General features: G+C 69.3%; 27 protein-coding genes. 9 read left to right on the forward strand and 18 right to left on the reverse strand.

Going from position 1 to position 26,192, the window contains the following annotated elements; all coding sequences use genetic code 11:
• Window positions 1-24 precede the first annotated feature (24 nt).
• Entirely contained in the window at window positions 25-660 is a 636-nt protein-coding gene (locus tag ACWCOV_RS28725; RefSeq protein WP_449832431.1) for a flavin reductase family protein, read from the forward strand.
• Here the strand turns inward: ACWCOV_RS28725 and ACWCOV_RS28730 are convergent.
• On the reverse strand, window positions 646-1,545 hold the full coding sequence (locus ACWCOV_RS28730; protein ID WP_449832432.1) for an EamA family transporter: 900 nt from the start codon (window positions 1,543-1,545) through the stop codon (window positions 646-648). The two genes, ACWCOV_RS28725 and ACWCOV_RS28730, sit on opposite strands and share 15 nt — an antisense overlap.
• A gap of 73 nt (window positions 1,546-1,618) precedes the next feature.
• Between ACWCOV_RS28730 and ACWCOV_RS28735 the strand changes: the two genes are divergently transcribed.
• Window positions 1,619-2,527: a LysR family transcriptional regulator gene (locus ACWCOV_RS28735; RefSeq protein ID WP_449832433.1), complete on the forward strand. Its 909-nt coding sequence runs from the start codon at window positions 1,619-1,621 to the stop codon at window positions 2,525-2,527.
• A gap of 129 nt (window positions 2,528-2,656) precedes the next feature.
• Window positions 2,657-4,621, forward strand: a complete 1,965-nt coding sequence (locus tag ACWCOV_RS28740; protein ID WP_449832434.1) for a cellulase family glycosylhydrolase — start codon at window positions 2,657-2,659, stop codon at window positions 4,619-4,621.
• A gap of 63 nt (window positions 4,622-4,684) precedes the next feature.
• Here the strand turns inward: ACWCOV_RS28740 and ACWCOV_RS28745 are convergent, their stop codons facing one another.
• Entirely contained in the window at window positions 4,685-5,827 is a 1,143-nt protein-coding gene (locus ACWCOV_RS28745) for a helix-turn-helix transcriptional regulator (protein ID WP_449832473.1), read from the reverse strand.
• Between the two features lie 110 nt (window positions 5,828-5,937).
• On the opposite strand from ACWCOV_RS28745, the gene ACWCOV_RS28750 reads away from it, so the two are divergent.
• Window positions 5,938-7,362 (forward strand): MFS transporter, encoded by a 1,425-nt coding sequence (locus tag ACWCOV_RS28750; protein WP_449832435.1) that lies wholly within the window; start codon window positions 5,938-5,940, stop codon window positions 7,360-7,362.
• A gap of 130 nt (window positions 7,363-7,492) precedes the next feature.
• Window positions 7,493-7,897, forward strand: a complete 405-nt coding sequence (locus tag ACWCOV_RS28755) for a hypothetical protein (RefSeq protein ID WP_449832436.1) — start codon at window positions 7,493-7,495, stop codon at window positions 7,895-7,897.
• On the opposite strand, the gene ACWCOV_RS28760 is transcribed toward ACWCOV_RS28755, so the two are convergent.
• From ACWCOV_RS28760 to ACWCOV_RS28815, 12 genes are all read right to left on the reverse strand, one after another.
• Complete coding sequence (locus ACWCOV_RS28760) at window positions 7,875-8,648, reverse strand: pentapeptide repeat-containing protein (RefSeq protein ID WP_449832437.1); 774 nt, start codon at window positions 8,646-8,648, stop codon at window positions 7,875-7,877. The genes ACWCOV_RS28755 and ACWCOV_RS28760 overlap by 23 nt on opposite strands.
• Entirely contained in the window at window positions 8,632-9,753 is a 1,122-nt protein-coding gene (gene prfB / locus ACWCOV_RS28765; protein ID WP_449832438.1) for a peptide chain release factor 2, read from the reverse strand. The genes ACWCOV_RS28760 and prfB overlap by 17 nt, the downstream gene beginning before the upstream one ends.
• Before the next feature lie 124 nt (window positions 9,754-9,877).
• Window positions 9,878-10,276, reverse strand: coding sequence for a pilus assembly protein TadG-related protein (locus ACWCOV_RS28770; protein WP_449832439.1), 399 nt, complete (start codon window positions 10,274-10,276; stop codon window positions 9,878-9,880).
• Between the two features lie 26 nt (window positions 10,277-10,302).
• Entirely contained in the window at window positions 10,303-10,767 is a 465-nt protein-coding gene (locus tag ACWCOV_RS28775; RefSeq protein ID WP_449832440.1) for a hypothetical protein, read from the reverse strand.
• On the reverse strand, window positions 10,764-11,171 hold the full coding sequence (locus ACWCOV_RS28780) for a TadE/TadG family type IV pilus assembly protein (RefSeq protein WP_449832441.1): 408 nt from the start codon (window positions 11,169-11,171) through the stop codon (window positions 10,764-10,766). The genes ACWCOV_RS28775 and ACWCOV_RS28780 overlap by 4 nt, the downstream gene beginning before the upstream one ends.
• Window positions 11,168-11,365: a hypothetical protein gene (locus tag ACWCOV_RS28785; protein WP_449832442.1), complete on the reverse strand. Its 198-nt coding sequence runs from the start codon at window positions 11,363-11,365 to the stop codon at window positions 11,168-11,170. The genes ACWCOV_RS28780 and ACWCOV_RS28785 overlap by 4 nt, the downstream gene beginning before the upstream one ends.
• A gap of 14 nt (window positions 11,366-11,379) precedes the next feature.
• Complete coding sequence (locus ACWCOV_RS28790; RefSeq protein ID WP_449832474.1) at window positions 11,380-12,309, reverse strand: type II secretion system F family protein; 930 nt, start codon at window positions 12,307-12,309, stop codon at window positions 11,380-11,382.
• 28 nt (window positions 12,310-12,337) lie between these two features.
• Entirely contained in the window at window positions 12,338-13,198 is an 861-nt protein-coding gene (locus tag ACWCOV_RS28795) for a type II secretion system F family protein (RefSeq protein ID WP_449832443.1), read from the reverse strand.
• Window positions 13,198-14,475: a CpaF family protein gene (locus ACWCOV_RS28800; protein WP_449832444.1), complete on the reverse strand. Its 1,278-nt coding sequence runs from the start codon at window positions 14,473-14,475 to the stop codon at window positions 13,198-13,200. The genes ACWCOV_RS28795 and ACWCOV_RS28800 overlap by 1 nt, the downstream gene beginning before the upstream one ends.
• Window positions 14,476-14,584: 109 nt before the next feature.
• On the reverse strand, window positions 14,585-15,328 hold the full coding sequence (locus ACWCOV_RS28805) for a GntR family transcriptional regulator (protein WP_449832445.1): 744 nt from the start codon (window positions 15,326-15,328) through the stop codon (window positions 14,585-14,587).
• Between the two features lie 53 nt (window positions 15,329-15,381).
• Entirely contained in the window at window positions 15,382-16,155 is a 774-nt protein-coding gene (locus ACWCOV_RS28810) for a TIM barrel protein (RefSeq protein ID WP_449832446.1), read from the reverse strand.
• Complete coding sequence (locus tag ACWCOV_RS28815) at window positions 16,152-17,189, reverse strand: Gfo/Idh/MocA family oxidoreductase (protein WP_449832447.1); 1,038 nt, start codon at window positions 17,187-17,189, stop codon at window positions 16,152-16,154. Before ACWCOV_RS28815 ends, ACWCOV_RS28810 begins: the two co-directional genes overlap by 4 nt.
• Window positions 17,190-17,288: 99 nt before the next feature.
• Between ACWCOV_RS28815 and ACWCOV_RS28820 the strand changes: the two genes are divergently transcribed.
• Complete coding sequence (locus tag ACWCOV_RS28820; protein WP_449832448.1) at window positions 17,289-18,251, forward strand: LacI family DNA-binding transcriptional regulator; 963 nt, start codon at window positions 17,289-17,291, stop codon at window positions 18,249-18,251.
• Here ACWCOV_RS28820 and ACWCOV_RS28825 read toward each other — a convergent pair.
• On the reverse strand, window positions 18,248-19,261 hold the full coding sequence (locus ACWCOV_RS28825) for a LacI family DNA-binding transcriptional regulator (protein ID WP_449832449.1): 1,014 nt from the start codon (window positions 19,259-19,261) through the stop codon (window positions 18,248-18,250). The genes ACWCOV_RS28820 and ACWCOV_RS28825 overlap by 4 nt on opposite strands.
• Window positions 19,262-19,375: 114 nt before the next feature.
• On the opposite strand from ACWCOV_RS28825, the gene ACWCOV_RS28830 reads away from it, so the two are divergent.
• Together ACWCOV_RS28830 and ACWCOV_RS28835 are read left to right on the forward strand one after the other, a co-directional pair.
• Window positions 19,376-20,509, forward strand: a complete 1,134-nt coding sequence (locus tag ACWCOV_RS28830; protein WP_449832450.1) for a phytanoyl-CoA dioxygenase family protein — start codon at window positions 19,376-19,378, stop codon at window positions 20,507-20,509.
• Window positions 20,510-20,698: 189 nt separating this feature from the next.
• Entirely contained in the window at window positions 20,699-21,700 is a 1,002-nt protein-coding gene (locus ACWCOV_RS28835) for a Gfo/Idh/MocA family protein (protein WP_449832451.1), read from the forward strand.
• On the opposite strand, the gene ACWCOV_RS28840 is transcribed toward ACWCOV_RS28835, so the two are convergent.
• Window positions 21,655-22,452 (reverse strand): CTP synthase C-terminal region-related (seleno)protein, encoded by a 798-nt coding sequence (locus tag ACWCOV_RS28840; RefSeq protein ID WP_449832452.1) that lies wholly within the window; start codon window positions 22,450-22,452, stop codon window positions 21,655-21,657. The genes ACWCOV_RS28835 and ACWCOV_RS28840 overlap by 46 nt on opposite strands.
• Before the next feature lie 76 nt (window positions 22,453-22,528).
• On the opposite strand from ACWCOV_RS28840, the gene ACWCOV_RS28845 reads away from it, so the two are divergent.
• Window positions 22,529-23,410, forward strand: a complete 882-nt coding sequence (locus ACWCOV_RS28845) for a LysR family transcriptional regulator (RefSeq protein ID WP_449832453.1) — start codon at window positions 22,529-22,531, stop codon at window positions 23,408-23,410.
• Between the two features lie 14 nt (window positions 23,411-23,424).
• Here the strand turns inward: ACWCOV_RS28845 and ACWCOV_RS28850 are convergent, their stop codons facing one another.
• Window positions 23,425-24,921 carry a CoA-acylating methylmalonate-semialdehyde dehydrogenase gene (locus tag ACWCOV_RS28850; RefSeq protein ID WP_449832454.1) on the reverse strand — a complete coding sequence of 499 codons (1,497 nt, stop codon included), beginning with the start codon at window positions 24,919-24,921 and terminating at the stop codon, window positions 23,425-23,427.
• 63 nt (window positions 24,922-24,984) lie between these two features.
• A complete protein-coding gene (locus ACWCOV_RS28855) occupies window positions 24,985-25,995 on the reverse strand; it encodes a Gfo/Idh/MocA family protein (RefSeq protein WP_449832455.1) in 1,011 nt (336 codons plus the stop codon).
• Between the last annotated feature and the right edge of the window lie 197 nt (window positions 25,996-26,192).

The following is a 26,192-nucleotide window of genomic DNA, read 5'->3' on the forward strand; positions in this document are numbered from 1 at the left end:
CTGGCCCATCGCCGTTCCATCCGCGTGAAGCGCACTGTTGAACCCAAGGTCCTCTACTTCGGCACACCGGTCGTCCTGATCAGCTCCCGCAATCCGGACGGAACCACGAACCTCGGCCCGATGTCGTCCGCCTGGTGGCTCGGCTACACCGCGATGCTGGGCATGGCTACCAGCTCCCAGACGGTCAAGAACCTCACCGAACGCCCGGAGTGCATCCTCAACCTGGTCGACCCGGCCATGGTCGCGGCACTCGACCGGATCGCCCTGCTGACCGGGTCGCAGCAGATGTCCGACGCCAAGCGGGCCCGCGGCTACCGGTACGAGCCGGACAAGTTCACCGCCGCCGGGCTGACGCCGGATCCGGGCTCACTGGTCGACGTCGACGCCGTACAGGAGAGCCCGATCAACCTGGAGGGCCGGATCGAGGCGATCCACGACATCGGCGGACCGGACTCTCACCTGGTCGCGCTGGAGATGAAGATCGAGCGCGTGCAGGTCCGCGAGGACCTGCTGATGAGCAACGACCGCTACATCGACCCGTTGCGCTGGGATCCGCTGATCATGAAGTTCACCGAGTACTTCGCCGGCGGCGCACCTGCGTACGCGTCCTCGCTGGCGCGCGGCTGGCAGATGCCGCCGATGGCGCTACCGACGCACTAGCTCGCGTTGTTCGCTGGGCTCCGCCTTGCGCGGGGTCCGGCGAACAACTGTGCAAGCCATGCCGCCGATGACCAGGACCGTCGCGATCGCCTGCTGCACACCGACTTCCTCGCCGCGCAGCAACCAGGCCGCGGCCATCGCGACGATGGGCACCAGCAGCGAGAACGGGGCCACCGTGCTCGCGTCGTACTGGCGCAGCAGGTAGCCCCACACGCCGAAGCCGAACAGGGTCGCGACGTAGGCGAGGTAGCCGATGGCACCGATCCCGGTCAGATCGATCGTCCTCAAGGCATGCAGGTCGGCGTCCACCCCTTCAGTGAGAAGTGACAACCCGAGCAGCGGTACGACGGCCACCGCGCTGACCCAGATCATGAAGCGCAAGGTGTCCTGCGGCTTCGCGTAGCGCGTGATCGTGTTCGAGACGCCCCAGGACGCGCCGGCCGCGATCACCAGGACCAGCGCGCCGAGCGGTGCGGACAGCCCGCGGTCCAGCATGATCAGCGCCATGCCGCCGCACGCGATCGTGATCCCGGCGAGCTGCGCCGGTCGTGGGCGTTCCCGCAGTACGGCGATCGCGAACAGGACCGTGAAGATCACCTGACACTGCAGCACCAGCGACGCCAGCCCGGCCGGGACGCCATGGTCCATCGCGATGAACAGCAGGCCGAACTTGGCGACCCCGAGGGCGAGCCCGACGCCGACGACGTACCGCCACGGCACCGGCGGCCGGCCGAGGAGGAAGATCGCCGGGACGGCGGCGAAGAAGAACCGCAGCGCGGAGAAGAACAGCGGCGGGAAGCTCTCCAGGGCCACCTCGACGACGACGAAGTTCACACCCCAGACGAGGACGACGGCCAGCGCGAGGAGCAGGTCACGTGGTTTCACACGGTCCAGTCTTGGAGGGACTACACTTAAGGACCAGCACCGATTCATACTGGGTTCACTGTAGGAGTGCTACATGATCGATCTGGGCCGGCTCCGGGCGCTGCATGCGGTGTCGCTGTACGGGTCGGTCAATCGCGCCGCCGAGGTGCTCGGGTACACGCCGTCGGCGGTGTCGCAGCAGTTGGCGAAGCTGGAGCGCGAGACGCGGACCGTGCTGGTCGAGCGCCGCGGGCGCGGGATCGTGCTCACCGACGCCGCCGTCCAGCTGGCCGCGACCGCGGCGCGGATCCTCGAGCTGGTCGAGGACGCCGAGCTGACACTGGAAGAGCAACGCGGGCAGGCGATCGGGACGCTGCGACTGGCCGCCTTTCCGACGGCGGCTCGCGGCCTGCTGCCGAACGCGCTGGCCCAGTTGGTGCACGAGCATCCGGGGCTGGACATCCGGGTCAACGAGACGGATCCGTTCGAAGCCGTTGCCGCGGTCAACCGCGGAGAGATCGACATCGCGGTCGTGCACGACTGGCACAACACGCCGCTCAGCCTCCCCGAGGGGCTGTCGCGGGTGAAGCTCGGCTCCGATCCGGCGGATGTGCTGGTGCCGGCGACGCATCGACTGGCGGGCAAGGAGTTCGTCCGGGCGGAGGACGTGGTCGGCGAGCGCTGGATCTGCCAGCCGGCCGGGTCGATCTGCCACGAGTGGCTGATGCGCACGATGCGCCGGGCCGACGTCGAGCCGGAGGTCGCCTACTCGGTCGCCGAGTACCAGACCCAGCTCGCGATGCTTGCCCGCGGCATCGGCATCGGCCTGCTGCCGCGGCTCGGCCGCGGCGTCATCCCGGACGGCGTCGTCGTCATCCCGCTGCAACCCGCCCCGAGCCGCCGTCTGTACGCCGTCTGGCGTACGACGACCTCCCGGCGTCCCGCGATCACCGTTACCCTCGCAACCCTGAAGTCGACCTGGCCGGACCGCACGACCGCCTGATCGGTTGTGATCACATCGCGCGACCGGTTGACAGCGCTCCGCATCAGCCGCTACGTTCCGGTGAACTAATAGGAAACCTTCCTAACCATCCTTGCTCCGTCCCCGCCCCGACGCAGTAGGAGGCAGTTCATGATCCGCTCCCTGGCGGCCGGCGTTCTGCTGGCCGCATCAGCACTTCTCCCGACCACGCCGGCGTCCGCGGCTTCCGCCGTACCGAGGGCTGCCGTGCCGATGGACGCAGTTCCGGTGGACGCCGTACCCGCCGCCGACACCCCGGTCTCGATCAACGGGCAGCTGCGTGTCTGCGGCACCAAGCTCTGCAACCAGCACGGCCAGCCGGTCCAGCTGCGCGGTATGAGCACGCACGGCATCCAGTGGTACTCCCAGTGCGTCAAGACCGCGTCCCTCGACGCGCTCGCCTACGACTGGAACGCCGACATCCTGCGCATCTCGCTGTACGTGCAGGAAGGCGGCTACGAGACCAACCCGCGCAAGTTCACCGACATGGTGCACAACTACATCGAGGAGGCGACCCGGCGCGGGATGTACGCGCTGGTCGACTGGCATCAGCTCGACCCGGGCGACCCGAACTACAACCTGTCCCGGGCCAAGACGTTCTTCACCGAGATCGCCGACCGGCACAAGAACAAGAACAACATCATCTACGACATCGCCAACGAGCCGAACAACGTCAGCTGGGCCGGGATCAAGTCGTACGCCGAGCAGATGGTGCCGGTGATCCGGGCCAAGGACCCCGACGGCGTGATCTTCGTCGGCACCCACGGCTGGGCCTCGCTCGGAGTCTCCGACGGCCGCAGCGAGACCGACATCGTCAACAATCCGGTCCGGGCGTCGAACCTGATGTACACGTTCCACTTCTACGCCGCGTCGCACAAGCAGGAGTACTTCGGCGCGCTCTCCCGGGCCGCCGACAAGATCCCGCTGTTCGTCACCGAGTTCGGCACCCAGACCTACACCGGTGACGGCGGCAACGACTTCACCTGGTCGCAGAAGTACCTCGACTTCCTGGCCAGCAAGAAGATCGGCTGGACCAACTGGAACTTCTCCGACGACTTCCGCTCCGGCGCGGTCTTCAAGCAGAACGTCTGCGCGGGCAACACCTTCACCGGCACCTCGGTCCTGAAGCCGGCCGGCGTCTGGGTCCGCGACCGGATCCGCACCCCGGACAACTTCGCCACCGGGGCGACACCGGCCGCGACCATCGACGTGAGTACGGCGGCGCAGCTCAAGTCGGCGCTGTCCAGCGCCAAGCCCGGTGACACGATCAGGCTTGCCGACGGCACCTACACCGGCAACTTCAAGACCACGGTCGCCGGCACGTCGTCCGCGCCGATCACGCTGACCGGCTCGGCTCGCGCCGTACTGAAGGCCAACGGCGGTGGCTACGGTCTGCATCTCGACGGAGCGTCGTACTGGAACGTCCGAGGTGTCACCGTGACGGGTGGCCAGAAGGGCATCATGATCGACCGCGCGACCCGGGTCACCGTCGACGGCGTCACCGTGCACGGGCTCACCATGGAGGGCGTGCACTTCCGCAACAACAGCACGCACGGCGTGATCAAGAACTCGCGGATCTACGACACCGGCAACGACGGCCGCGGGATGGGCGAAGGGGTGTACGTCGGCAGCGCCGGCGGAACCTCGGACAAGAGCGACCACGTCCAGATCCTCGACAACACGATCGGGCCGGACGTCGGCGGCGAGGCGATCGACCTCAAGGAGGGCACCCGCGGCGGCCGGGTCGCAGGCAACAGCTTCGACGGCCGCGGGCTGACCGGCGCGAACTACGACGACAGCTGGATCGATGTCAAGGGCAACAACTACGTGATCGAGAACAACACCGGGAAGAACACCACGAACAACGGCTTCGAGACGCACACCCAGCAGTCCGGCTGGGGCTGCGGCACGGTGTTCCGCGGGAACAGGTCGGACCTGACCGGCGCGACCGGCAGCGGCCGGTACGCCTTCAACATCACCAACTACAACGCATCTACCTGCAAGGTCACCATCGACCGCAGCAACACGGTCACCGGCGGCCGCGGCCTCGCCAACCCAGGCATCCCGATCAGCTGACCGCCCCACAGCCGGCCGGGATCACGAGGGCGCGGAGCTCGTCTCCGCGTCCTCGTAGGTTGTTCAGCCACTGACCAGGGTCTGCAGTTTCGCTTCGGTGGCCTCGTCCGCGGGGGTGTAGACCGTGGCGCGGGTCTGGCCGAGTTGGGACAGCCACATGATGGCGGGCTCGACGCGCAGGACGCCGGCGGCTGGGTGTTCCAGGACCTTGATCCGGGTGCTTGGTGCGCCCACGTCGTACCGTTTCCACTGCTCGGCGAACTCGGGTGAGCCGGCGAGCAGGCGTTGGGTCAGGTCCTGCCAGTCGTGCTCGCCGAGATGGTCCGCCAGCGCGGCCCGGTAGCCGGCGACCAGGTGCACCTTGATCGAGTCGGCGTCAGCGAAACTGCACCGCCACTCCTTCGACACGAACGTCAGCCAGAGCATGTTGCGTTGCTCGACCGGGATCTCCCGGATGTCCAGCACGACCTCGCAGTACGCGTCGTTGAACGCGAGGATGTCGTAGCGCGAGTTCAGCACGACGGCCGGGTACGGCGAGACGGCGTCGAGCATCTTCTGGACCGCGCGGGGCAGGGCGGCGCACTCGCCGGTCGCCGGGCCGAGCCGGACGCCGGCCAGTGTGTAGAGGTGCTTGCGCTCCTGCCGGTCGAGGCGCAGCGTGCTCGAGACCGCCTCCAGCACCTGCGCCGACACGTTGATGTCGCGCCCCTGCTCGAGCCACGTGTACCAGGTGACGCCGACGCCCGCGAGCAGCGCCACCTCCTCCCGCCGCAACCCCGGCGTCCGCCGCCGCCCACCTGGCGCCAACCCAACCTCCTCCGGCCGAATCCGCTCCCGCCGGCTCCGCAAAAACACCCCCAACTCCCGCCGCTGCACCCCCTTGTCCACCCCACCGACGTGCGCGGTGGGCGAGACGCCGTCCCTCGGCTGCACGCCGCCGGCTCTGCCGACTTCGGCATGCTGTTCACCGGCGGCGCCAGACTCCCGCCGCTGCACACCACCAGCGCGAGCAACTGAGTGGGTGGTGGGCGAGGCGCCGGCCGGCTCGTCCCTGGGCTGCACTCCGCCGGCTCGGCCGGTCTCGGCCGGCTCGCCACCGGCGAGGCGCTCCCCGCCATCGCCCGGCACCTGCGGCTCTCCGCCGGCCCCGGCGTGGTGTCGTCGGGAGGTGGTGGTCGTGTCGGTGGGTGGTGGGAGGGTGGGCATGGTAGTCACCGTTCCATGGTGGATCGGGGTGGAGGGTGGTTCCAGGTGGTGTTGGTACCAGGATAAGCAGGCTCTAACTACCAGGCTCGGGAGTCGCGCATGCTGGTGGCATGACAGCAACCCAGGTCACCGCCCAGGCGCGCGTCAGCGCGTCACCGCTGGGGCCGGTGGCACTCACGACCCTGCTCTTCGGCGCATTCCTGCCGATGCTCTCCTTCTTCATCATCAACGTCGCCCTGCCCGCGATCGGCTCCGACCTGCGCGCCAGCTCCGGCGAGCTCCAGCTCGTCGTCGGCAGCTACGGCATCGCCAACGCGACCCTGCTCGTGGTCGGCGGCCGGCTCGGCGACGGGTTCGGCCGCAAGCGCCTGTTCCTGATCGGGCTGACCGGCTTCACCGTCATGTCCCTGATCTGCGCCATCGCCCCGACGATCGGCGTGCTGCTCGCGGCTCGCGTCGTACAGGGCGCAGCCGCGGCCGCCATGACCCCGCAGGTCCTCGCCTCCATCACCAGCCTGCTCACCGGCGAGCACCGCGCTCGCGCGATGGCGTGGTTCGGTGTCGCCGGCGGAGCCGCGGCCGCGCTCGGTCAGATCCTCGGCGGCGTACTGGTCGAAGCAGACGTCTTCGGCCTCGGCTGGCGCGCAGTGTTCCTCGTCAACGTGCCCGTCGGCGTGCTCGCCGTGGCTGCCGCGATCCGGCTGCTCCCCGAGACCAAAGCGGACCAGGCACACCGCGTGGACCTCGTCGGAGCGGCACTGCTCGCGTTGACGCTCGTGCTCCTGCTCCTCCCCCTCACCGAAGGCCGTCCGCTCGGCTGGCCACTCTGGACGTGGCTCTGCCTCGCCGCAACCATCCCTGCCGTAGCGGTGCTCGGCCTGCACCAGCACCGCGCCGAGCAGTCCGGCCAGGCTCCGCTGATCCCGCCGACGGTACTGCGGCTGCGTGCGATGCGGATCGGTCTGCTGCTCGCGGTCGCGTTCTTCACCACCTTTGGCGGCTTCATGTTCGTGTTCGCGCTCGCCACGCAGGGCGAGGCCCACATGTCCCCACTGGAAGGCGGTCTGAGCCTGCTGCCGATGGCGGTCGGCTTCCTGATCACGTCGATCTACGGACCGCGCCTGCAGCAGCGGTACGGCGCCGGCCTCATCCTGCGCGGCTGGATCGTCCAAGCAGTCGGCTACGGCCTGCTCGCAGTCGCCGCCCTGACCCTCTGGCCGAACGTCGACCCGCTCAAGCTCGCGCTACCGATGCTGATCGCCGGCTTCGGCAGCGGCCTGGTCATGGTCCCGCTCATGGGCGTAGTAGTCAGCCAGGTCCCACCAGCCCAAGCCGGCCTGGGCAGCGGCATTCTCCTCACCAGCCAGCAAACCTGCCTAGCCCTAGGTGCCGCCACAGTAGGCACGGCCTACCTAGCCCTCGCCGGCACCACCTGGGGCCAAGGCGGCGCACTAGCCGCAGTAGCCCTGGCCATCACCGCGATCTCCCTCCTGATGACCCCAGTCACCCACCAACTGCGCACCGCCCGCGACTGACCGCCCGTCACGTAAGATCCGCCCACGCGAGGAGGGCGGGATGTCGATGGGCACGGGGAGGCCGCGAGCACGCGGCATAGGGCGTGCGCTGTCCAGGTTCGGCACAGCCTTGGTCAGCCTGGTGTACCCCGTGGTTGCCGTGCTCGTGCTCGGCTTCGCAATCGCCGACCTCCCTGACAGCCTGCGGGCAGCGCGCAACGAAGGCGTCCCCGGCACGTTCACCACGATCCGCAAGGAGTGCCGGCCGTGGTGGGAGAAGGGCGGCGGTTGCACCTACTTCGGCAACTTCAGCAGTAGTGACGGCGAAGTCCGGCTGACTGATGTGCTGTTCGAAGGCGATCCCGGTGATGTCGGCGAGAGCGTTCCTGCCCAGTACGTCGGCACCCCGGACCGGCCGTCGATCCACGGAGGCGACTCGGACGAGTGGATGTTCGTCGCGGCGCTCGGCCTCGGAGCGGCCGGCTACCTCGGGTGGCGTGGATGGCGGCTCGTCCGGGCGCGCCGACGGGCGGTCACCAGTGCGCGGGCCGGGTGACTGCCTCCGGCAGTTTGGTGGTCTCGCTGCCGACTGCCGCGTTGATCTGCGACTGGGTGAGGAAGAGGGCGCCGGTGAGGTTGGCGCCACGGAGGTCGGTGTTGCGGAGGTCGGCGCCGATGAGGTCTGCCTGGCGGAGGTCGGCGTCGCGGAGGTCGGCGCCGATCAGGTAGGCGCCGCGGAGGTTGGCCTTGTGCAGGTCGGCGCCGCGCAGACGGGCGCCGATCAGGTCGGCGCCGTGGCGTTCCTTCTTCTTGCTCTGCTTCCCGCGGACGAGCTGACTGGTCTTCAGCAGGATCTCGTTGACGGCCGCGCGCTCCGCGACCACGTCGACCGTGGTGAGGTCCGCCGTACGGCTCACGGCCTCGACGCGCGCGATCGCCGTACGCACCTCGGCGTCAAAGGCCTTGTATTCAAGGGCTTCCGTGAGATACCAGAGCAGCTCGTGCAGCTGGCGGAGGATCGGCAGGGCCGCGAACATCTCCTGCCCGGGCTGTTCTCGCCAGCTCTTGCCCGCGCGGCGTGAGATCTCCTGTCCCGCGCCGAAGCAGTCGTACACCGTGCAGCCCGGGAAGCCCGCGGGCCGCAGCTTGCTGTGGATCGAGCAGCGGAAGTCTTCGCTGAGATTCGGGCACGGGTCACCGGCGGGCTTGTCGATCGCGAAGTCCGCCGACTTGCTGAACGTCAGCGCGACGCAGCAGAGGCCGAAGCAGCTGCTGCAGTCGGCCCGAAGGTCAGTTCTGCTCGGCAACCGTCTGGCCGGTCCGGCGCCAGCGGATGCCGGCCTCGATGAAGTCGTCGATCTCACCGTCGAAGACACCGGAGGTGTTGCCGGACTCGTACTGCGTCCGCAAGTCCTTCACCATCTGGTACGGGTGCAGCACGTACGACCGCATCTGGTCACCCCACGAGCCGGCGACGTCGCCGCGCAGCGCGTCCAGCTGGGCCCGCTCCTCGGCCTTCTTCAGCGCGAGCAGCTTCGCCTTCAGGATGACCATCGCGCTGGCCTTGTTCTGCAGCTGGGACTTCTCGTTCTGGCAGGACACCACGGTCCCGGTCGGGATGTGGGTGATCCGGACCGCGGAGTCCGTGGTGTTGACGCTCTGACCACCCGGACCGGACGACCGATAGACGTCGATCCGCAGCTCTTCCTCGGGGACGTCGATCTCGTCGGTCTGCTCCAGCACCGGGACCACCTCGACCGCGGCGAACGAGGTCTGCCGACGGCCTTGGTTGTCGAACGGCGAGATCCGGACCAGCCGGTGCGTGCCCGACTCCACACTCAGCGTGCCGTAGGCGTACGGCGCCTTGACCGCGAATGTGGTCGACTTGATCCCGGCCTCCTCGGCGTACGACGTGTCGTAGACCTCGGTGCCGTATCCGTGCCGCTCGGCCCAGCGCAGGTACATCCGCTGCAGCATCTCGGCGAAGTCCGCCGCGTCCACACCGCCCGCGCCGGAGCGGATCGTGACCAGCGCCTCGCGCTCGTCGTACTCACCGGACAGCAGCGTGCGGACCTCGAGGGACTGGATCGCCTTGGCCAGTGAGCCGATCTCCTTCTCCGCCTCGGCCAGGCTGTCCGCGTCGTTCTCCTCCCGGGCCAGCTCGACCAGGACGCCGAGGTCGTCGACCCGGCCGCGCAGCGCGGTCACCCGCTCCACGTCGGCCTGCAGGCTGGACAGCCGCGACGTCACCTTCTGCGCGTTCGCCTGGTCGTCCCACAGGTCGGGCGCGGCGACCTGCTCGCCGAGGTCGGCGATCTCTTTGCGCAGGGCGTCGAGATCGAGCACCTTCTCGATCGAGGTCAGCGTCGCGTCGAGCTGCTTGAGCTCAGCGTCAAAATCCAGTCCAGCCACAACCAAGCAGACTACCCGCTAGTCGCTGCTTGCCGTTAAAAGGCCGTGACGCAGATCGCCGAAAACGACCTGCCCACCCCGCCACGGAGCGTGATCAACCGCCTACCTCCAGCGCTGGGCGCCGTCAGCGGAGGGGGACGATGGCGGAGGCTTCGGAGGCGATGTCGGTGGAGCCTTGCCAGCCGGGAGGTTCGAAGGGGAGGTCGACGGTGGAGGTGAGGCGGACGGTGACGGTGGTGCCGGTGACGTCGGCGGACCAGTCGAGGTTGCCGAATCTGTTGCCGGCGGCAATCTGGTCGAGGTATTCGGCGGTGAGGCGGCGCGCCTGCTCCGGGTCGAGCTCGGCGTTCCCGCCGGCCGCGGGCTGGGAGTAGATCGCCGCCAGGCCGTTCGCCGCCGCGAGTACGGCGCCGTCCGCGGTCGCATCGAGGTCCCGCCGTACCAGGAAGACCTTGGAGATGTCCGTCACCACGACGATCATCAGCAGGATGACGGCCAGGAAGCCGATGATCAGGACGGTCATCTGGCCCTGCTCATCCCTGGAGCGCTTCATCCGTCGCCCTTGGCTTCGCGGTAGTCGCCGTACGTCTCGGTGTGCGAGGCGCTGATGTGTACGGCGGGCGGTTCACCACCGAGCGCGTCGGGGATCAAGGGCAGGCGTACGGCGGTGTCGAGCGTGACTGTGACGGTCGAGCCGGGCTCCAGGCAGGCGGGACTGCAGGTGATGGACAGCTCGTCGGAGCTCAGCTCCCTGCCCTGGTCCTTCATCGCCAACCGCGCCGCCTCGAACGCACGGTCCCGCGCCTCGTCCTCCGACAGTCCGGCCGGCACGATCACGAACGCGCGTCCTGCTGCCCGGGTCGCAGCGGTCGCGCCGTACGACGCTCGCTGTACGTCGAACACCGCCAGCATCACGTAGACCAACGGCACCATGAGCAGCAACGCCAGCCACGAGAACTCCACCACAGCACTGCCGCGCTGGTCCCGCGAAGCCGCGGTCCGCCGGGTCGTCATTCGCCGGTCTCCTTGACCGCGTGGCCTTCGATCGTGAAACCCATGCCGGGTCCCCAAAGGCCGAGGGGTGGCATGTGGGCCTGCACCACGACCCGTACGCCAGGCTGCCCGTCGACGTCGACCTCCTCCGCCGCCACCGAGTCGATCAGTTGGTCGTTCACCACCCCGTCGACCAGCTCACGTGTGCGTGCTTCACCGTCGGCCGGCTCCCGGTTCAGCACCGCGGCGTAGTGCGCGCCCTCCGAGGCCGCAGCCGCCACGGTGTTCCGCACGTACAAGTACAGCCCGACCTGCAGGACCCCCAGGAACAAAGGCACCACAAGCATCGAGACCAGCACGAACTCCACCACCGCACTCCCCCGCTCACCCCGTCGGCGGGCATTGAAGGTGTAGTTGGTGGTCACTTGTTGGTGACTGAGCTCAGGGCGTCTTGGAGCATCTTGGACAGTTGGGGTCCGGCGACCGCCCAGATGGCGACGACGAGGCCCGCGGTCATCACGGTGATGAGCACCCAGCCCGGGACGTCGCCGCGTTCCCTGCGGGCGGGGCGCGGGGTCAGGACCAGCGCCACGAACAGTTTCGTCAGCAGTGACTGCATGAACTCTCCTCAGTTCATCCGGCGATCAGCCGGATTCCGACAGCGCCTGGGTAGAAGGCGAAAGCGATCGTCACCGGCAGCACCAGGAACACCACCGGGATCATCATGGCGACCTCGCGGCGGGCGCCGGACTCGATCAGTTCCCGTCGCCCGGCCTCACGGATGTCACCCGCTTGGGCCCGCAGTACGTCGGCCAGCGGCGTACCGCGTTCGAGTGCGACGGCAAGCCCGTCCGCGAACCGCGACAAGGCCAGCAACCCGGTCCGGTCCGCGAGTCCGTCGAGCGCGCGGACGAGCGTCTCCCCCGCGCGGGTCTCGCCGAGAACCCGTTTCAGCTCCTCGGCGAGCTCTCCGCGGCAGGACCGCGCGACCCGATCGAGCGCAGCCGCCGGTCCCTCACCAGCGGCCACCGACAACGCCAGCAACTCGGCCACGGTCGGCAGCTCCTCGAGCAGTCGCCGCTCACGTCGCCGTACCTGCGTGGTCAGATAGGTGTCGCGGGCAAGCACTCCGATCACGCCGAGCAGGGCGCAGAACAGGAGCATGCCGACCGGGTTCCCGGCGCCGACAGCCAGCGCGACGATCGAGACGACCAGCCCGAAGCCGAAGCAGGCGGTCCCCCACAGCAACTGTTCGATCCGGAACTCCTCGACCGTCCGGTCGATCCCCGCACGCGAGAGCCGACGGCGGATCGAGCCCGCTCCGCCGAGCAGTCGCTCCAGCCGGGTCGCGCCCGCCCGCAGCGTCGGCCCGAACAACCGCAGGATCGCGTAGAACGGCGACCCGGAGTCGGCCACCCCGAGAAACACCTCGCCGCCGCCGAGATCCCGCAGGTAAGGCCCGACCCGCTCATCCACCGGCGGCTTCCGCAGGAACGGCAACCGCCGTACCACCACAAGCAGCCCGAGCCCGAACACCCCACCCAGCACAGCCCCCAACACCATCGGGCTCACGGCAACCACCGTCCACCGTTCATCGGAGGACCCTTTCGGGCGTGGGGAGGCGAGCGATGCGGAGCATCAGGCGGTACGCGAGGAGGCAGACCAGGGCACCGGTGGCGATGATGAGGGCCCCGACCGGAGTGTTGTAGCGCTGGATGACGTCGCCCTGAAAGGACAGAAGTGCCAGGACCAGCCAGGGAGCGGCGACCGCCACGCGAGCGCCGTTGACGGACCAGGACTGGCGAGACTCCAGTTCGGACCTGGTACGAGCGTCGTCGCGCAGGAATGTCGACAGCGAGCGCAGCAACCGGCCGAGATCACCACCGCCGACCTCGCGGGCGATCCGCAGCGCCTCGACCACGCGGTCGCCGACGGGATCCGCCAGCCGCGCCTTCAACCGGTCGAGCGAGTCCGCGAACCGTCCCGTCGACGCATAGTCCGCCCCGAAGCGCCGAAAGGGCTCGCGCAACGGCAACGGCCCCCGCTCACCCACCTGGGCCAACGCCTCCGCCAGCGACAGCCCGGCCCGAACCGCCGACGCGATGTTGTCCACCACATCCGGCCACAGCTCACGGAACTCCGCGAGCCGCCTCCGCGCCCGGCTCCGCAACAGCGCAACCGGCAACCACCCCGCCATCAACCCGAACACCGCACCAACCGGCCAAGCGCCCGACACCACGAACATCAGCACACCGCCGACCACGCCCGTGATCACGCACGCACCGATGAACGCGCCAGGCGTCACACCCTCGACGCCGGCACTCGCGAGCAGCTCCCGGCTGCGCGAGATCAACCGGCCGTCGCCGGCCGACTGCTCATCCGCAGGCGCCACGAACGTCCAGATGATCAGCAACAGACCGATCCCGAAGAACAACCCCAGCAGCAGCCCCATCAGCTCACCCCGCGCGGCAACTCGGTGAGCAACCCAGCCACGTTGTACCCGGCCTGCTGGAACCGCTCCGGATGCGGCAGATGCCCCTCGGCCCGCCGCAACGTCCCCTCGTACGTGCCGAACAACGTCTCCGTCTCGATCGCCTGCTCCTCGATCCGCCCGCTGACCGCCACAATCTCCCGCACCCGCCGCTGCCCGTCCGCCCCGATGCCCAGATGTACGACGAGATCCACGCACCCGGCCACTGTCGGCAACACGAACCGCGAACCGATGTTCTCGCCGGCCAGCAACGGCAACGTGCACATCTTCGTCAGCGCCTCGCGCGCCGAGTTCGCGTGGATCGTGCACATCCCGGGCAACCCGCTGTTCAACGCGAGCAGCAGGTCCAGGCACTCTTCACCGCGAACCTCGCCCACGATCACCCGCGACGGGCGCATCCGCAGCGACTCCTTGACGAGGTCGCGCAGCCGAACCTCTCCGGTCCCCTCGAGCCCGGCCTGCCGGGTCTGCATCGACACCCAGTCGGGAATCGGCAGCTTGATCTCGAAGACTTCTTCACAGCTGATCACCCGCTCGCTCCCGGGGATCGAGCCGGCCAACGCGTTCAGCATCGTCGTCTTGCCGGCCTGCGTCCCGCCGGAGACCAGGATGTTCAGCCCGACCGCGACAGCCGCGTCCAGAACCGCGGCCGCGTGCGGTGTCAGCGACCCGAGCGCGACGAGATCGCTCAACCGCGTCGCCCGGACCGTGAACTTCCGGATGTTGATCGCCGCGTGCTTGTACGTGATGCCGCCGAGCACGACGTGCACGCGGCTCCCGTCCGGCAACCGCGCGTCGGTGAACGGCTGCGACACGTCGATCCGCCGGCCGGTCGACTTCAGCATCCGCTCGACCAGGTCGCTGACCTCCTCCTCGGTCAGCACGGTCGTGGTCAGCTCGTGCCGCCCGTCCCGGGCGATGAACACCCGCGACGGCTCGTTGATCCAGATCTCTTCGACAGCCGGGTCGTCCAGGTACCGCTGCAGCGGGCCGAAGCCGGCGACGCGGTCGTGCACCTCACGGCTGACCGCCTCGAGGTCGCCGATCGGTGGGACCACGCCGGTCAGGCTGCGTTCGTCGTACTCCCGGACCACTGTCGCGACGATGCGGTCGACCGCGGCCGGGTCACGGAGCGGATCGATGCCTTCGCGGCGTACGACGTCGCGCACCTGGGCGTCGATCACCTCGACGACGCCGTCCCAGCCGGACCGGCGCGTGGCGAGTCTGTCGGCTGTCATCGGTCTCCCCGTATGTCCCGTCTGGCAACCACTCGATCACCATGCGCGACCATACTTTCAAGCGGGGAGCACCCGGCGCCACCCGGTCACTACAGCCTGTGGATAACCCTCAGCGATGGACCAGCGTGTGCTCGAACGCGTAGCGGCTGGCGCGGAACAGGTGCGACCCGTACTCGACCGGCTGACCGTGGTCGTCGTACGTGATCCGGGTGGTGGCGAGCAACGGGACGCCCGGCTCCTCGGCCAGCAAGCGCGCCTGCTCGGTGGTGGCAGGCAGTGCGGAGATGGTCTGGTGCGCCACCTTCAGCCGCACTCCCTCGGCGCGCAGCAGCGAGTACAGACCGCGCTCGGCCAGCGTGGCCGGGTCGGTCTCCAGAAGCTCCGGCGGCAGCCAGTTGCGCATCAGGGCGAGCGGCTCGCCATCCGCTCGCCGCAGTCGCTCCAGCCGCAGCACCCGGTCGCCCTGCTCGATCTGCAGGGCAGTGGCGACCTCAGCGGTCGCTGGAGCGATGCCGAAGCGCAGTACTTCGGTCTCCGGCTTGCGATGCGCCGCAGCCAGGTCGTCGTACAGGCTGGTCAGCTCAAGGGAGCGGCGTACCTGACCCGAGTTCCCCACCACCTGCGTGCCGACGCCGCGCTTGCGCACCAGCAGTCCCTGGTCGACCAGCCGCGCGATCGCCTGCCGCACTGTCGGCCGGCTCAGCCCGTACGCCTCGGCCAGGTCCACCTCGTTGCTCAGCCGCGATCCGACCGGCAACTCCCCACTCTGAATCGCCGCCTCCAGTTGCTGTGCCAACTGCACATGCAACGGCGTGCGGCTACTCCTATCCACCTGGACCTGCACGGTACTCATGCGCACATCCTGAAGGCTTCCCCCTGATCCGTCGACCCACCACCCTGATTTGATCAGATCTCTGCGTTTGTGAACGCGTCCCGGAAACGCCGCAACGCCAGCTCGCTCTCGCCCGACGCGAACGCCTCCAGCCCGACCGTGCCGTCATATCCATGCTTTCGCAGCGCGGCCGCGATCGCCGGGTAGTTGATCTCGCCGGTGCCCGGTTCGCAGCGTCCCGGCACATCGGCCACCTGGATCTCACCGAGGTACGGAAACGCCTTGCCGATCAGTTCGATCAGGTTTCCCTCGCCGATCTGCGCGTGATACAGGTCCAGCATCAGCCGAAGCCGCGGGTGGTCGACGGCTTTCACCAGCGCGAGCGTGTCGGCGGCTTTCCCGAACGGCACCCCGGGGTGGTCGACCTCGGCGTTCAGATTCTCCAGCACGAACATCACGTCGTACCGCTCCGCGAGCTCCGCCAGCTTTTCCAGCGTCCGCGCGGCCGTCAGCCACATCTCCCCGCTGACCTCGTACTGCGGCCGCACCGGCAATCCACGACCGTCGAGCTCGGTGCCGTGCAGATTGAGCCTGGGACAACCGAGCTCGAGCGCGACCTGGATGGACTCTTCCGCGGTTTCCAGCAGCCGGTCCTGATCGTGCGTCAGCGACCCGCCGACATATCCGGTCATCGACGAGAAAACGGCGCCGGTCTTCTGCAGGGCCGCGATGTCCTTGGACGTCCAGTTCCACAGCTCGACGTCGAATCCGGCCGCGTGAATGCGTTCCACCCGCTCCAGGAACGGCAGCTCGGTGAACACCATTTCGGCGCAGACGGCGAGCCTCATCCGATCTCCCCGACCTGCACCGGACGGTTTTCCTGGTACGACGCCATCGCCGTCAGCGCAACCCGCAACGCATTCCGCGCATCCACACCGGTCACCGGCGGTACGGCGTTCCCGCGAACGACCTCGGCGAATTCGGCGAGCTCCAGAATGTAGGCGTCCCGGAACATCTCCTCGTCGCTCCGTGCCGTGGCCTGATGCAATCCGCTCACGTCGTAGTGCACCATCGGGCTGCTCGCGTGCCGCCCGGCCACCACCATGCCCTTGCTCCCGAACACCTCACCGCGAACGTCGTACCCGTACAGCGCGGAGAAGTTCGCCTCGGCCGTCGCGATCGCGCCGTTGTCGAACGTGATCACCACGACCGCGGTGTCGAGCAATCCGTTCTCCTTGTACTGCGGGGCGACCAGCGCATCCGCCTTCGTGTAGACCTCGACCGGTTGCGCGCCCGGGTTGAGCCAGAGCAGCGTGTCGAAGTCGTGGATCAGCGTCTCGCGGAAGATCGTCCACGGCCTGATCCCGGCGGCCGCTGTCCCCAGGCCCTCGGGCCGGCCCGGGTCGCGGGTGATCGATCGCATCAACTGCGGCGTTCCGATCCCGCCGGCCTCGATCGTCTCGCGCGCCGCAGCGAAGTCGCGGGCGAAGCGCCGGTTGAAGCCGACCTGGAAGGCGACCCCGGCCTGCTCGGTCGCGGCGATCGCGCGGTCCATCTCCGCCAGCGTCAGCGAGGCCGGCTTCTCGCACCAGACCGGCTTGCCGGCCTCGGCCGCGCGCACGATCAGCTCCTCGTGCGCAGCCGCGATCGACGTGATCACGACACCGTCGATCTCAGGGTCCTTGATCACCCCGTCGACGTCGCGCGCATCGGCGTCGTACTTCCCCGCCAGTCGTTGGGCCGCTTCCGGCCTGGTGTCGGCGACCGCGGTGAGCTCGGCTCCGGGGACGTGCCGGGCGATGTTCCCGGCATGCATCGTCCCGATCCGCCCGGCGCCGATCAGGCCGAGCCGCACCACCCGCAGCCCATGGTCCTTGCGCATGTCCCACCCTTTCAGCCGACTGCTACTAGAGCGCTCTAGTCAGGACATAGCGAACACTGCTTTGATGGTCTGGGTCAAGACCCCAGGAAAGCAGGTGAGATGAGCCCCCGACCGACGATGGAGGACGTCGCGGCCCGCGCCGGTGTGTCCCGCGCCCTCGTCTCGATCGTCTACCGCAACGTGCCGGGCGCGAGCGACGAGACCCGGGCCCGGGTGTTCGCGGCCGGCGACGAGCTCGGCTACCGCCCCGACCACCGGGCCCGGCTGCTCGGCAGCAGGCAGCGCACTCGACTCATCGGCGTGGCCTTCGACGTCCGCTACCCCTTCCACGGCGACCTGGTCGAGGCTTTGTACCCAGCAGCCGAGGCGCTGGGCTACAGCCTCACCCTGAGCGCTGTCACCGGTAGCCGCGGCGAGAAGGCTGCGGTGCAGTCGCTGCTGGACTACCGCTGCGAGTCACTCGTCCTGCTCGGCCCTACGTCATCGCCAGCCGCGTTGACCGCGCTGGCAGAGGCGCAGCCGACTGTTGTCCTCGCTCGGAAGGTGCGAGCCGCTGGCGTGCACGTAGTGCGCACCGACGACGCTGCGGGGTCGCGTCTGGCTGTGGAGCACCTGCTGTCGCTCGGGCACACCCGCATCGCCCATGTGGACGGTGCACGTGCTCCTGGTGCGGCAGAGCGCCGTACCGCCTATGTGCAGACCATGCGACGGGCCGGACTGACGTCTGTGGTCATTCCGGGCGGGCTGACCGAGGCTGCCGGTGCGACAGCGGCGCAGGAGCTGCCGCGCGATGTCACCGCGGTTGCCGCGTTCAACGATGCGTGTGCAATCGGGCTGCTGCACGCGCTGCGGGAGAGCGGCCGCCAGGTCCCGGAGGACGTCGCGCTCATCGGGTACGACGACTCCACGCCGTCCCGTCTCGACCACATCCAGCTGTCGACCATCGCCCAGAACGCCGACCGGCTGGCAGCCGCCGCGCTTGACCTCGCGACCCGAGCAGACCACGAGTCGCCCCAGGAGGTCATCACCAGCCCGGACCTGCTCACGCGCAAGACGACTTAGGGGACGTTGTACGGCGTGATCGGCTGCAGGTTGCTCGGCGTACTCAGGACGTTGGGCAGCAGCCGCTGCGCGTGCAGGAGATGCTGACACGCCCGGTGCAGGTCGGTGGGCAGGTCGTGATGCAGTACGACGGACAGCGCCCCGGACCGCAGCAGCGCCAGGTTGTCGGCATCGAGGTCGTGGGCAACGAAGCAGCGGTACGGGCGCTCGAGGTCGGCGAACGCCTGGACGATGGCCCGGTTGCCGCCGCCGATGGAATAGACCGCGTTGATACTCGCGTCCGCGGTCAACGCCGCCAGCGCCTGCCCATGGATGGTGGTGTCGAGCCCGTCCGTCTCGGCCAGCTCGACGACGGCGCGCCCGGGCGCCAGCCGACGAAGCGTGGAGCGAAAGCCCATCTCGCGCTCCTCCTCGCCACGGAACGATCCCCGGCTCAACGTGACGAGCACACTGCCCGGGCTGTCACCCAGCCACTGAGTGAGGAAGTACGCCGCGGTCGCACCGGCGGCCCGGTTGTCGATACCGACGTACGCGAGGCGGCGGCTGCTCGGCAGGTCGGTCACCAGCGTGACGACTGGGATGCCTGAGGCAACCAGCTTGTCGACGGCCTCGGCCACCTCGGGCTCGTCCGGCGCCTTCAGGATCAGACCCTGTGAACCGCGCTTGCGGACCTTCTCCAGTGACGCCACCACGTCGGCGGCGGATGCGGTCTCACTGAAGTCGAACCGGGCTCGCAGGACGGCCGGACGGAGACCGGGTAGTGCGGCTTCGAGCGCCGTACGGACCGCGCCGGAGAACCGGCTGGGCGCCTGCATGACCAGGTCGATCACCAGCGTGCGGCCGCCGAGCCGGATCTGGGTCGCCTGCCGGTCCAGGTCGTGCATCGCCTGCTCGACCTGCCGGCGCGCGCGGGCGCTGACCCCGGCCCGGGCGTTCAGCACCCGGTCGACGGTCGTCTCGCTCAGCCCGGCCTGGACCGCGATGTCGCGGACCCGGTGCTCACGTGCCATCGGTCCTCCCCAAGCCTGAAATGACGGCTTTTTGACGGATTCAGGGGATTCCAAACCCATCAGGAAACCACCACGCTAGAACAACACCGGCGAGCAGGAGAAGGAGTCACCCCGATGACCTGGCTGAACCCCGGCGACGTCCGCCTGGACGATCTGCTGACCGTCCTCAAGGAGCAGACCGACGCCGCCGACTACCGGCACGCGACCCGGATCGAGCACCAGGTCCCGGTGTACGACGCCGAGCGGATTCGGAGCGCGGATCCGCGGGCCGTGCAGTCCGAGTTCGCCACCGCTTTCGGCGCCGGACCCGGCATCGTCGTCCTGAAGGGTGCCTTTGGCAACGAGGTGGTCGACGCGACGACAGCCGAGTTCAACCGGCTGATCGACGAGCAGCACAGGTCGGGCGCCGCGGCCGGCGACCACTTCGCCAAGCCGGGCGCCAACGACCGGGTCTGGAACGCGCTGGAGAAGCTGGCCGTCGGGGCGCCCGAGGTGTTCGCCGCCTACTACGCCAACGACCTGCTCGCGCTGGTCGCGACGGCTTGGCTCGGACCGGCGTACCAGGTGACCTCGCAGGTGAACGTGGTGAACCCGGGCGGCGAGGGCCAGACGGTGCACCGCGACTACCACCTCGGATTCCAGTCCGACGAGGTGGCCGCACAGTACCCGGCTCATGTGCACCGGCTGTCGTCCGTGCTGACGCTGCAGGGCGCCGTGGCGCACTGCGACATGCCGGTGGAGTCCGGGCCGACCCTGTACCTGCCGCACTCGCAGAAGTACGAGCTCGGCTACCTGGCGTACCGGCGGCCCGAGTTCTCGGACTACTTCGTGGCGAACCACGTGCAGCTGCCGCTGGAGAAGGGCGACGCCGTGTTCTTCAACCCCGCGCTCTTCCACGCGGCCGGCAGCAACCACTCGACGGACATCAAGCGGATGGCGAACCTGCTGCAGGTCTCGTCCGCCTTCGGCCGCGCGATGGAGAGCATCGACCGGGCCCGGATGGTGTCGGCGGTCTACCCTGCCCTGCTTCGACTGGCGAAGCAGGACCCGGAGGGCGCCGGCAACGTCATCGCCGCCACCGCCGAGGGCTACGCCTTCCCGACCAATCTGGACCGCGACCAGCCGATCGGCGGACTCGCTCCGCTGTCTCAGGCCGACGTACTGCGCCAGGCCGTGATCGAGGCGTGGACACCCGAGCAGCTGGAGCAGGCCCTGACCGAACACCGCACCCGGCGGTTGACCGACTGACCCGATATCAGATAGGTGAATCTTGGATGAACGCGGTCCGGATCACGGGCAGGTGGTGTCGCAAGGACGCGGTCGTCAGGCAGGATGGCGCGTTCGCCGGGCGCGCCGAAGGCTACCCTTACCGGCGGAACGCGCCACTCAGACGACTGCTGTACGCCGCCCGTACGGCCGCCCATCGAAGGAGAAGGCATGGAACCGCTGCGTATCGGGATTCTCGGGGCTGCCCGGATCGCCGGCCGGGCGATCGTCGAGCCGGCCCGGCTGACCGGCGCCCGGCTGGTCGCGGTGGCCGCCCGGGACGGCGACCGGGCCGAGGCGTTCGCGGCGGAACACCAGGTCGAACGGGTGCACGCGTCGTACCAGGACTTGCTCGACGACCCCGAGGTCGACGCGATCTACAACCCGCTCGCCAACGGCCTGCACGGGCCGTGGAACCTGCGGGCGATTGCCGCGGGCAAGCATGTGCTGACCGAGAAGCCGTCGGCCAGCAACGCGGCCGAGGCGGTCCAGGTCCGGGACGCGGTCCGCGAGCACGGCGTGGTCTTCATGGAGGCGTTCCACTACGCCTACCACCCGGTGATGCGCCGGCTGCAGGAGCTGCTCGCCAAGGGTGAGCTCGGCGACCTGCAGCACGTCGAGGCGACCATGGTGATGCCCCCACCGCCGGACGCCGACCCGCGCTGGTCGCTGCCGCTCGCCGGCGGCGCCGTGATGGACGTCGGCTGCTACGCGATCCACGCGCAGCGGATGCTGGCGCCGTACGCCGGTGGCGCGCCGAAGCTGATCAGCGCCCGGGCCGGTGAGCGCAAGCGCCTGCCCGGGGTGGACGAGTGGCTCAACGCCGACCTCGAGTTCCCGAGCGGTGCGACCGGAGCGGTCCGGACCAGCATGGCCGCGGAGAACGTCGAGTTCAGCCTGAAGGTGGTCGGCAGTCGTGGTGAGGCGTTCGCGCCGTTCTTCGTGCTGCCGCAGAACGACGACCGGGTGATCGTGACCACCAAGGAAGACACCTGGGTCGAGCACCTCGGCACGCGTACGTCGTACACGTACCAGCTGGAGGCGTTCGCGGGGGCGATCCGCAACGGTGCGCCGGTGCTCACCGACGCGGACGACGCGCTGGCGACGATGGAGCTGATCGACGCCTGCTACCGCGACGCCGGGATGCTTCCGCGGCCCGTCTCGGACATCTGAGCCCGCTCGGAGACCTGAGCGGGCTCGGAGACCTGAGCGGGCTCGGACCGCTGAGCTCGCTTGGCGGCGGCGTGCGCGAACGCCTGGATGAACGGGTGGGGTCGCGTGCCGTCGCCGGACAGCTCGGGCTGGAACAGCGTCACCAGGAAGAACGGGTGCTGCGGTAGCTCGGCGATCCGCGGCGCGCCCTCCGCGTCGTACGCGCTGAAGACGAGCCCGTGCTCCTCGAGCAGGCTCTGCCGGGACGGATCGAGCCCGTACGAGCAGTGGTAGCGCTCGGTGGACCGCTCCGCGCCGAGCAACCGACCGGCCAACGTGCCGGGCCGCACCTCGACCGTGGCCTCGTGACCGTCGAGCGAGCAGGCCAGCGGGACGATCAGCAGGTCGTCCGCGTCGGGCTCGTTCTCGGCGTGCTGGACGGCGGTCGCGCCGCAGACGTTGCGCGCGTACTCGAGCATCGTGTGCTGGAAGCCGCCGCAGGTCCCCAGGAACGGGATGTCCTGCACCCTGGCCGTCCGGATCGCGCTGATCGCGCCGGCCTCGCTACGGTACGGGCTGCCCGGCAGCACCCAGATCCCGTCGAACGACTCCATCGCGTCGACCTCGTCGGTGGGCACCCAGTACACATCCAGGTCGAGCCCTTCCCGCTCGCGCAGCCGGTCGAGCACCACCGGCACCCGCTGGTGGGACCGGACGTGCGGCGAGCGATCGCCGACCAGGGCGATCCGGGCGGAGTACGCGTGGGTGGTCATGGGTTCATCCTGCGCGTTCGGCCCCGATCAGCGCCAACGATGATCTCTGCATGGTCGATAAGCGATACTGATCCTCGTGGATCCGCATCTGCTCCGCACGTTCATCGCGGTGGCGACGAGTGGCTCCTTCTCGGCCGCGGCGGCCGAGCTCGGCTACACGCAGTCGGCCGTCTCGCAGCACATCGCGACGTTGGAGAACTCGGTCGGAGCTGCCCTGCTGACGCGCCGTCCGGTGGCGCCGACCCCGGCGGGCGAGCGGCTGCTCGAACACGCCGGCGCGATCCTGCTCCGCATCGAGGCAGCCCAGGCCGACGTACGGCGGGTGGTCGGTGAGCCACCGGGATCGATCGTCTTCGCCGCCACTCCCCTGGCCGGGACGACCCGGGTCGCGCGGGCGCTGACCCAGCTCAGGCAGGACCGCCCCGGGATCGCGGTCACCTTCGAGGTGGCCCACCGGGACGAAGTCGCCCGCGGCGTGGCGTCCGGGACGTATCACCTCGGCTTGATCGACGGGATCGCCGCACCGAGCGATCCGCTGCGCCTGCCAGACGTCGGCTTGCTCAGTACGTCGGCAGTCGCGCAGGACAAGCTCGTCGTCATCCTGCCGGCCGACCATCCACTGGCCGGTCGCAAACGGCTCGGTTTGCCGGCGTTGGTCGACGCCCGGTGGATCGACGCACCCGCGGTCAGCGCACCACTCGACGAGCTACGCGCCGCCGTCGAGACCGACAGCCTGCGGGCAGCCCTTACCTACACCGGCGCCGACCTCCTCACGCTGCTCGAACTAGTCGCCGCTGGCCACGGCCTCGCCGTACTGCCCGCATCCGTCCCGGTGCCGGCCGGCGTACGCGCGGTGGCTGTCGACGCCCCGCGCCTTGTGCACCGGGTCGAACTCCTCCACGGCCACCTCGACTCCGCAGCCGCGTCAGCCCTCGCCGAGTTGCTCGACGAGGGCTGACGCGCCCAGCCTGGTCAGTCGTGGGTCGGGAAGCCCAGGTTGAGCCCGCCGTGGGACGGGTCGAGCCAGCGGGACGTCACGACCTTGCCGCGGGTGAAGAAGTGGACGCCTTCGGTGCCGTGGGCGTGGGTGTCGCCGAACAGCGAGTTCTTCCAGCCGCCGAACGAGTAGTAGGCCATCGGCACCGGGATCGGCACATTGACGCCGACCATGCCGACCTCGACCTCGGTTTGGTACCGGCGCGCGGCGCCACCGTCGTTGGTGAAGATCGCGGTCCCGTTGCCGTACGGGTTCGAGTTCACCAGGTCGAGCGCGGCGTCGTACGACGGGACCCGGACGACCGACAGCACCGGGCCGAAGATCTCGTCGGTGTAGATCGACATGTCCGGGGTGACCTTGTCGAACAGCGTCGGGCCCAGCCAGAAGCCGTCGTCGGCCCCGTCGAACGGGCCTTCGCGACCGTCCACCGCCAGCTCGGCGCCGGCCTCGACTCCGGCTTCGACGTACCCGACGACCTTGTCGCGGTGCTCGCCGGTGACCAGCGGGCCCATGTCGCAGCCGCGGGTCCCGTCGCCGGTGCGCAGCTGGGCCATCCGCTCCTTGATCTTGCCGATCAGGTCGTCGGCGACCGGCTCGACCGCGATCAGCGCGGAGATCGCCATGCAGCGCTCACCCGCCGAGCCGAAGCCGGCGTTGACCGCGGCGTCGGCGGTCAGGTCGAGATCGGCGTCCGGCAGCACCACCATGTGGTTCTTCGCGCCGCCCAGCGCCTGCACCCGCTTGCCGTTCTTCGTGCCGTTCTCGTAGACGTACTTCGCGATCGGCGTCGATCCGACGAACGAGACGGCCTTGATGTCCGGGTGCTCGAGCAGCCGGTCGACCGCCTCCTTGTCGCCGTGCACGACATTCACGACGCCGTCCGGCAGGCCGGCTTCCTTCCACAGCGCGGCGACCGCGTTGACCGCGGACGGGTCCTTCTCGGACGGCTTGATCACCACGCTGTTGCCGCAGGCAACCGCGATCGGGACGAACCAGAGCGGCACCATGGCCGGGAAGTTGAACGGCGAGATCACCGCGACCGCGCCGAGCGGCTGGCGGATCGAGTACACGTCGACGTTGGTCGACACGTTCTCGCTGAAGCCGCCCTTCAGCAGGTGCGGGATCCCGCAGGCGAACTCGACGACCTCCTGGCCGCGGGTCACCTCGCCGAGCGCGTCCGACAGCACCTTGCCGTGCTCGGCGGTGATCAGCGCGGCGACCTTCTCCTTGTTCGCGTTCAGCAGCTCGCGGAACGCGAACAGCACCTGGGCCCGCTTGGTCAGCGACGTCCGGCCCCAGGCCTTGGACGCGTCGTGGGCGACCTTGACCACCTCGTCGACCGTCGCCGCCGAGGCCAGGTCCAGCTCGCCGGTGACCTCACCCGTCGCCGGGTTGTAGACCTTGCTGGTGCGTTCCGAGACCCCGGTCCACGGGGCCCCGCCGATCAAATGGGTGATTCGCTCAGTACTCACAACCGCATCCCTCGTTCGTTGATCTTTCCCCGCTGGACTGTGCTCTCCAGACACTGCGCCGTGTCACCCGAGCACCTCGCTTCTCGGAACCATCTCCACCTCCACCGGGCGCCCCTCCTGCAGGGAGCGGACGCCGGCGGTGCAGACCGCGGCGGCGGCGTAGCCGTCCCAGGCCGCCGGGCCGTCGATCGTGCCCTTCGCCACCGCGTCCACCCAGCGCTGGAGCTCCAGGTCGTACGCGAGCCCGAACCGGACCCGGAAGTCGTCCGGCACCGCACCACCCCAGTGTCCGGCCCGCCGGGTGAGCACGTCGACCCCGAGGCCGATGGTCGCGTTGCCCTTCTCGGCGACCGCCTCACACCGGACCTCGTACCCGACCTGGCAGTTCACGAACACCTCGACGTCGGCCATCGCGCCGTTCGCCATCTCGAACACCGCGAGCTGCGGGTCCTGGACCCCCTCGCCGACCAGCCCGCTCGGCCTCGGCGCGTGCACGGTGATCCGGGCGATCTCGTCGTCGAACAGCCAGCGCGCGACGTCGACCTCGTGCACCAGTGAGTCGCGCACGATCATTTCGCTGCGGAATGTCGCCGGGACGGTCTTGTTCCGGTGCACGTTGTGCAGCAGCAGCGTGCGGCCGAGCTCGCCGGAGTCGAGCAGCTCCTTCAGCGCGGCGTACTCCGGGTCGAAGCGGCGCATGAAACCGACCTGGATCAGCTGCTTGCCGAGCTTGTGCTCCGCCTCGACCACGCGCAGCGACGACTCCGCGTCCATGGTCAGCGGCTTCTCGCACAGCACCGGCTTGGCGTGCTCCAGGCAGGCCGTCAGCTGCTCGGCGTGGGCGAACCCGGGGGACGCGATGATCACCGCGTCGACCTCGGCGTCGCCGATCAGCGCCAGCGGGTCGTCGATCACCCGGACCTCGCCGAACGACGCGGCCAGCGCGCCGGCCCGATCCGTGTCCGGGTCCGACACCGCGACCAGGCGGGCGCCGGAGATCCGGCGCGCCACCCGCTCGGCATGGTCCGCGCCCATCATCCCGACCCCGACGATCCCGACCCTCAGATCCCGCATCTCCACCTTCTCTCGCTCCCAGTCCCTGCCGTGTACGGCGCCCTCCCGCCGCCTCCCACCGCCCGACGAGCCGCCACCTCCCGCCGTCCGACGAGCCGCCACGCTTCCCGCCGTACCACGATCCCCCGCCACCTCCCGTCATCCGACGAGCCGCCACGCTTCCCGCCGTACCACGATCCCCCGCCACCTCCCGTCAT

Source organism: Kribbella sp. NPDC002412, from assembly GCF_053592935.1.